8 protein-coding genes are annotated in these 6,494 nt (G+C 60.5%); 7 read left to right on the forward strand and 1 reads right to left on the reverse strand.

Translation table 11 applies throughout. The annotated features are described in order from the left end of the window. The 7 genes from B3187_RS05495 to B3187_RS05525 all read left to right on the forward strand — a co-directional run. A partial coding sequence (locus B3187_RS05495) for an FAD-dependent monooxygenase (protein WP_286805002.1) occupies nt 1–736 on the forward strand: 736 nt, incomplete at its 5' end. Beyond that, nucleotides 733–1,974: a UbiH/UbiF/VisC/COQ6 family ubiquinone biosynthesis hydroxylase gene (locus B3187_RS05500; RefSeq protein ID WP_286805003.1), complete on the forward strand. Its 1,242-nt coding sequence runs from the start codon at nt 733–735 to the stop codon at nt 1,972–1,974. The genes B3187_RS05495 and B3187_RS05500, both read left to right, overlap by 4 nt. A gap of 6 nt (nt 1,975–1,980) precedes the next feature. Further along, nucleotides 1,981–2,733 (forward strand): AAC(3) family N-acetyltransferase, encoded by a 753-nt coding sequence (locus B3187_RS05505; RefSeq protein ID WP_286805004.1) that lies wholly within the window; start codon nt 1,981–1,983, stop codon nt 2,731–2,733. An 8-nt stretch (nt 2,734–2,741) separates the two neighbouring features. Continuing rightward, the gene (locus B3187_RS05510) at nt 2,742–3,071 is read left to right on the forward strand and encodes a hypothetical protein (RefSeq protein ID WP_123639355.1); all 330 of its coding nucleotides are present in this window, start codon (nt 2,742–2,744) and stop codon (nt 3,069–3,071) included. A 331-nt stretch (nt 3,072–3,402) separates the two neighbouring features. Next, nucleotides 3,403–3,615, forward strand: coding sequence for a cold-shock protein (locus B3187_RS05515; RefSeq protein ID WP_024461971.1), 213 nt, complete (start codon nt 3,403–3,405; stop codon nt 3,613–3,615). A gap of 199 nt (nt 3,616–3,814) precedes the next feature. After that, complete coding sequence (locus B3187_RS05520; RefSeq protein ID WP_024461972.1) at nt 3,815–4,132, forward strand: DUF3301 domain-containing protein; 318 nt, start codon at nt 3,815–3,817, stop codon at nt 4,130–4,132. A gap of 7 nt (nt 4,133–4,139) precedes the next feature. Continuing rightward, complete coding sequence (locus B3187_RS05525; protein ID WP_414673680.1) at nt 4,140–4,706, forward strand: NUDIX domain-containing protein; 567 nt, start codon at nt 4,140–4,142, stop codon at nt 4,704–4,706. A 111-nt stretch (nt 4,707–4,817) separates the two neighbouring features. Here the strand turns inward: B3187_RS05525 and B3187_RS05530 are convergent, their stop codons facing one another. Then, nucleotides 4,818–6,239, reverse strand: coding sequence for a sugar porter family MFS transporter (locus tag B3187_RS05530; protein WP_286805006.1), 1,422 nt, complete (start codon nt 6,237–6,239; stop codon nt 4,818–4,820). Between the last annotated feature and the right edge of the window lie 255 nt (nt 6,240–6,494).

Here is a 6,494-nt window from a genome sequence, read left to right on the forward strand (position 1 = left end):
GCACCGTCGGTTGGGCATAGAGCAGGTCCGCCGCGACTATCAGCAGCATGCGGTGATTGCCAATGTCTCGTTCGAGCGACCTCACAGGGGTCGCGCCTACGAGCGCTTTACCCCCCGAGGGCCCTTGGCGCTGTTGCCGCTGGATGAAAGCCCGCAGGCCCGTCGGGCCGCGCTGGTCTGGACCCTGCCCCCGGGCGAGGCCGAGGCACTGCGCCGCGCCCCGGAGCCGGAATTTCTTGACGCCCTGCAGCGGGCCTTCGGCTGGCGTCTCGGGCGCCTGACCCGGGTCGGCGAGCGACAGTCCTGGCCGCTGGCGCTGGTTCAGGCCCAGGAGCAGGTGCGCTCGCGGTTGGTGTTACTGGGCAACAGTGCCCACTATCTGCACCCGGTGGCGGGGCAGGGGTTCAACCTGTCCCTGCGCGATGCGGCGGCCCTGGCGGCGGTCTTGCGGCGGGCGCGTCTGGAGGGAGGTGATCCCGGGGCGCTGCCCGTGCTGAATCGTTATGTGGCGCAGCGCGCCCAGGATCAGCGTCTGACCATACAGCTGAGCGATAAACTGGTGCGGGTGTTTTCCAACCGCCGTCTCGGTCTGATGGCGTTGCGTCATCTCGGGTTTGTCGGGTTGGACTTTCTGCCCGGGGTAAAAGACTGGTTTGCCGCCCAGACCATGGGCACGGCCGGGCCGCGTGCGCCCTGGGAACCTCCCGTTCAACGGCTGTCGGAGATGGGGCCATGAGTGAAACCACGTACGATGTCATTGTCGTCGGTGCGGGGCAGGTCGGGGCCACCCTGGCACTGAAACTGGCGCCCCTGCTGGCGGCCCGTGGCCTGCGCCTGGCGCTGGTGGAAGCCAGCGACGCCGAGCCGGCCGTGTATCGGGGGGAGCAGTTCGATCCCCGGGTGGTGGCGCTGACGCCGGCGTCCCGGCGAATCTATGAGCAGTTGGGCCTATGGCGGCACATAGAGGCCGAACGGGCCTGCCCCTACCGGGATATGTTGGTGTGGGATGGTGAGGCCAGCGGGCGCATCGGTTTTCACGCGGATGAGCTCAACTGCGACCAGCTGGGCCACATTGTGGAAAATAGCGTTCTGGTGCGCCACCTGCGTCAGGCCTTGACCTATCAGTCCACGGTCGAGTGGTTCCGGCCGTCGGCGGTGGCGACCCTTAAGCAGCGCGATGACGGGGCTGCATCGGTCGGCCTCGATACCGGGCACACGCTGGTTGCGCCTTTGGTGATTGCCGCCGATGGAGCTCACTCCCGGGTGCGGGAGCTGGCGGGTTTCAATATCCGGGAGTGGCCCTATGAACAGAGGGCCATTGTCACCACGGTGCGGACCGAGCGTCCCCACGGCCAGACGGCCCGCCAACGCTTTATGCGCACCGGGCCACTGGCATTCCTGCCCCTGCGTTGCCACTGGGGGGAAGTGGATGCCGGCGAACACCCCTGGGATGAGCACTACAGCTCCATTGTCTGGTCCGCCGATTCAGCTCTGGCCGACGAACTGCTGGCCCTGGACGACGCGGCATTCTGCGACCGCCTCGGACGGGACTTCGAGTACACCCTGGGGGCGGTCACCGGTACGGATCGCCGCCACGGTATTCCGCTCTACCAGCGCCACGCCCGGGATTACATCCGCCCGGGCATCGCCCTGGTCGGCGATGCGGCGCACAGTATTCACCCCCTGGCCGGTCAGGGGGTGAATCTGGGGCTGAAGGATGTGCAGGCCCTGTATCAGGAAATTGAACGGGCGTTGACTCGCGGCCTGCCGCTGTCGGAGCCTTCGATACTGCGCCGTTATCAACGCCAACGCCTGGGGGACAACCTGGGCATGATGGCGACCATGGAAGGTTTCAAACGACTCTTCGGCAGTCGCTCTCCCGCCTGGATCGCCCTGCGCAATAGTGGGCTCCGGCGGGTGGACAATCTGCCACTGATCAAAAACACGCTTGCTCAAAAAGCCATGGGAGTATGAGCTGCTATGAATATCAACCCCCATCTGGAACTGTCCAACCTTCTCAAAGACCTGGGTGTGAAGCCCGGGGATACCCTGATGGTGCACGCATCGCTGCGTTCACTGGGGGAGGCCATGCCCGCTGATATCGTATCGGCCGGGTTGCGCCGGGCCCTGGGGCCCGCGGGTACCTTGGCAATGCCCACGCTCAGTTACGAAACGGTCAACGCCGAGAATCCGCTGTTCGACACCGAGGAAACCCCTTCCTGTGTCGGCAGCCTGAGTGAGGCGTTCCGGCGCCAGCAGGGTGTGGTGCGCAGCCTTCACCCGACGCACTCGGCGGCGGCGATCGGTCCCAATACCTCGGACCTGCTCGTGGGCCACGAAAAGGACCACACCCCCTGTGGCGAGCATTCGCCTTTCGCCATCTTGCCGAAGCTCGGCGGCCGGATACTCTTTCTCGGGTGCGATTTCACCGTCAACACCATGATGCACGCGGTGGAAGAACAGGTGATGCCGCCGTACCTGTTGGAAGAGGAGCCTGTGGACTTCATTCTCACCGACGCCCGAGGCCGGCAGATCACCAATGCCGTTCGCTGTCACAGCTTCAAAGGCTATGTGCAACGCTACGATCGCCTGGAGTCGTTGCTGCCCGAAGGCGCCATAAAGCGCGGCCAACTGCTCGCGGCCGATTGCATGTTGGTGGATGCCCAGGCGGCCTGGGATGCGGCACTGTCCGCCATCAAAAAAGATCCTCTGTACTTCGTGGACAAGGAATAACGCCGACTATGCCGCTACTCACCCCCGAGCGTAAGCGCCGACTGGACCTGTCGCTCAATGCTCTGTTGATCCTGTGCCTGCTGGTTGCCGGTGCGGTGTTTCTGGGCTACTCAGAGGGCTATGGTATGTTACTGGCCCCGGTGGGCTGGGTGGTGGCGCTGGGTGTTTTCCGGCGCTGGCGCTGGGCCTACTTCGCCAGTGCCGTCTGGGCGCTGGCCTGTTACCAGTTGGCCAAGGAAGGACTGGAGTTTGAAGTACTGAAGCGCGTGGTGATGATATTCAGCATGCCTCTGGTGGTGCTCTCCATCTACCTGCACGAAGTACTCGCCCGTCGGTAGCGCACCCATGTGGTGCCACACACCTTTTTCGGCACCCCATGGGTGCCGTGCACTGTCGCTTCGGAACCCGCTCAAAGTTTCATCAAATTATGCTTGAACTGCCTGGAGCGAAGTGCTTTAATTTTTTTGCTAGAGATTGTGAACGGCCAAAGGCTAGGCTCCCGCGAGGCACCCTCCAGTAACTTTGTTCGACCCTTCCCTTAGCACAACCCCTGGGGTTGTTTCACCCCGGCTTTTGCGTTGCTCGCCCAGGCGTTGACCAAGGTCGGTTTATGTCAGGCAGGTTCGTCGATGTTTTCGGATCTGCATTTGTTTGCTAGACGAGGAAAGTATGTCAGATCAACTGGTATCAGGTGTTGTTAAGTGGTTCAACGACGACAAAGGTTATGGTTTCATCGAGCGTGAAGGTGGTGCAGACGTGTTTGTTCACTTTCGTGCCATTAATGGTTCAGGTCGTCGCACGTTGAAAGAAGGCCAGAGCGTCACTTTCGAAGTGACCCAGGGCCAGAAGGGACCGCAGGCGGAAAACGTCACACCGCTGTAATCTGAACGAACGCAATCACCTGCGCGGCCGCCGGTTCCGGCGGCCCGCATTGGGCCAGAGTGCTCTTCGCTCTGGCTTGCCCCCTCTGCTTTTCGCTCGCGTTAAGCCACACGTTTCTTGTGCTGAAAATTTTTCTCTCGGGGTGGTTCCGCGAGTCACCAGACGGTATCCTTCGGGTTTGTCCGGGAATCATGAATTCATGCTCGATTTGAAAGCGTTGATCTGGCTGACCGTTCTGGGCCTGTTCATTTATTACAGCTGGCGCGCCTTCCAGGCGAAAGACCGGGCGTTCATCGCGGCCCGTCGTCACTGTGAACAGATGCAGGTGCAGATGTTGGATCAGAGTGTTTATCTGCGTAAGCTCTGGATCAAAAAAGACGCCCGGGGTCGCCCCGGTTTATGGCGTGCGTTCTATTTCGAGTTTACCGTCACCGGCGGTGACCGCTACTTTGGCCGGGTGTTGATGCTCGGTCGACACATCCAGCGCGTTGAGCTTGACCCCCACCGTTTGCATTGACCCCTGAATGCCTCCCCCAAATGATAAAGGTGATTGTGTGACAGATAGGATCGGCGGCTGGCAGCGCAAGTCGACGCGCTGCGTGTATGAAAACCCCTGGATTAAAGTGTCCCACGAGGAGGTGATCACTCCGGCTGGTACGGATGGCATCTATGGCGTGGTGCATTTCAAAAATACCGCGGTCGGTGTGGTCCCGATTGATGAAGCGGGCAACACCTGGCTGGTGCGTCAGACCCGTTACACCATGGGTGAATATACCTGGGAAATCCCGGAGGGCGGTTGTCCCCGCGATGAAGACCCATTGAGTGCCGCCAAGCGTGAGTTGCAGGAAGAGGTGGGGCTCTCGGCCCAACACTGGGAGATGTTGCAGGAGCTGCAGTTGTCCAATTCGGTCACCGACGAAACCGCGATCATTTACGTGGCTCGGGATTTGCAGACCGTCGAGCAGAGTCTGGATGATAGCGAAGATATTGAAGTGAAAAAGTTACCGCTGACCGAGGCCATCGCGATGGTGGATTGCGGTGAAATTACCGATGCGATTTCGGTGGCCGCATTGTTGCGGTTGGCGCGGTGAGCTTAACGTTGGGTTACGGCGGATGCGCTTTGCTTATCCGCCCTACACGACCTGCCGTGCTATGCGTAGGGCGGATAAGGCCAAAGGCCGCATCCGCCTAACCCAAGGTAATTACCCCTCCATCTCCTCCAATTCCTTCCCTTTGGTCTCATGCACCATCATCAGCACAAACACCACAGAGAGCGCGGCGAAGAAGGTGTAGATACCGTAAGCGGCGGATAGACCAATGCCCGCAAGAAGAATCGGAAAGGTCCAGGTGACCAGGAAATTGGCCAACCACTGGGCCAGACCGGCAACGGCCAGACCAGAGCCGCGAATCTGGTTCGGGAACATCTCCCCGAGCATGATCCACATCACCGGGCCCCAGGACAGGTTGAACAGGAACACATAAGCGTTCGCCGCAATCAGGGCCAGCAGGCCGGCATTGTCGGACAAGTTCAGGTTGCCGGTTTCCACGTTCACCGGTGCACCGGCAAAGGCGTAGGCGACCAGGCCCAGAGTGATGGCCATACCGGCCGAGCCGAACCACAACAGCGGCTTGCGCCCAATTTTGTCGACAAAGAAAAAGGTGAACAGACAGGCCGCGATGCTGATGCTGCCGGAGATGACGTTGATGGCCAGGGCGTCGTTTTCGGAGAAGCCCGCTGCCTGCCAGAGTACTGCACCGTAGTAGAACACCACATTGATGCCCACGAACTGCTGCAGTACCGCCAGGCCGATGCCGATCCAGACGATGGTGCGCAGCTTGCCGGTCTGTTTGTTGATCAGGTCGGACAGCCGCGGACGGTGATGGTCCTTGGCAAGGGAGGTGCTGATCTCGTCGACTTTGGTTTCGGCGGTGCGGCGCCCGTAGAGTCGGGCCAATACGCCGCCGGCTTGCTCCATTTTGCCGGATGCCACCAGATAGCGGGGACTCTCCGGAATGGCGAGAAGTGCGAAGAAAAAGATGAACGCCGGAATCAGCTCCATCCAAAACATCCAGCGCCAGGTTTCAAAACCCAACCAGAACTCCCGGGTGGAGCCGCCGGCGAACTTGGCCAACAGGTAGTTGCTGAAGAACGCCATGGTCAGGCCGGTGATGATGGCGATCTGCTGTACTGAGGTGAGCATACCGCGGTAGCGCGCTGGAGCCACCTCACTGATATAGGCCGGTGCCATGACGCTGGCGGCACCTACGGCGAGACCGCCCAGAATGCGATAGATGACAAATTCAACAGTGCCACCAGCAACGCCGGAGCCCCAAGCGGACACGATGAAAAAGACCGAGGCGACGATCAGCAGGGAGCGACGTCCGTATTTGTCCGCGAGGTTACCGGCAAAGAAGGCGCCGACGGCGCAGCCGAGCAACATGGACGACACGCTCAACCCGGTACCGGCACTGTCGGAGTTGAACGCGGTTTGCAGGCCTTCGACCGTGCCGTTGATGACGCCGCTGTCAAAGCCGAACAGAAAGCCGCCGATAGTGGCGACGCAGCTGATCAACACAATAAACAGCGTACTTCCCTGTTCAGGGTGAGTTGCATTTGTAGTCATGGAGTGAATACCTATGGTTTTTTTGGGTTCCAAAAATTGCCAGACCGTGGTTGTTATCGTTGAACTGGTTGTTGCCCCATGTTGACCTGAAACTGACCGTAGGCGTGGCGCCCGGCGGCCAGTCCCTGTGCAACCCGGCCATTATTGTCTGTCTTTAAGGCCGGGTGCGTGTGTAGCTTATCAGGGCAGAGCGCGATACACCATGTTACTGAAGCGCACTTTACCTTCACCGGCCGCGTAAAGGGCCGGGCGCAG

Origin of the sequence: Marinimicrobium sp. UBA4209 (genome assembly GCF_002381585.1) — a bacterium.
Classification (GTDB): Bacteria; Pseudomonadota; Gammaproteobacteria; order Pseudomonadales; family Cellvibrionaceae; genus Marinimicrobium; species Marinimicrobium koreense.